The sequence below is a fragment of the Agromyces humi genome, from assembly GCF_009720255.1.
Lineage (GTDB): Bacteria > Actinomycetota > Actinomycetes > Actinomycetales > Microbacteriaceae > Agromyces > Agromyces humi.
Genome location: NZ_WJSP02000784.1, coordinates 1 through 548, shown reverse-complemented (window position 1 = coordinate 548; position 548 = coordinate 1). Strand labels below are relative to the sequence as shown.

Below are 548 nucleotides of genomic sequence, written 5' to 3'. Positions count from 1 at the left end.
AGCGCATGGTCGTGCACCTCGCCGGCGTCGAGTGACGCCGCGAACCCGAGCGCGGCCTCCGCGCCGGCCCACGCATGCCACGCGGGGGAGACGTCGAACCGGGTCGCGTCGGAGGCGAGGTGGAGGTCGGGCCCGTAGCAGGAGGACCACGGGTCGGCACCCGAGTACCAGCCGGCCGTGTACGGCGTCAGCTCGTCGGCGAGTCGCTCCGAGAACGCGGCGAACGCCGCGCCGCGCGGCGCGCTCAGCCACTTGTAGGCGTGGCAGACGATGAGGTCGGCGTCGAGCTCCGTGGTCGGCAGCCAGCCGGTGGCCTGCGTGGTGTCGACGAGCACCCGGGCCCCGACGCCGTGCGCGGCGTCGGTCACTGATGCCGCGTCCGCGAGCTCGCCCGTCGCCGACTGCACCAGCGAGTACGAGACCAACCACGTGTCGGCGCGCACCTCGTCGGCCAGCGCGGGCGCTGAAGTGACAAGCAGGACGGTGAAGAGAGCGCAGCGCATCGGCAACCTCACTTCTTCAGATAGCGATTATACCAGTCGATCACC

Annotated in this window: 1 protein-coding gene; it reads right to left on the bottom strand. The window is 71.4% G+C overall.

Annotated elements, in window-relative coordinates:
* Positions 1-503: aminotransferase class V-fold PLP-dependent enzyme (locus GH736_RS24160; protein ID WP_159607639.1), on the bottom strand; the 503-nt coding region annotated here is incomplete at its 3' end.
* Positions 504-548 lie beyond the last annotated feature (45 nt).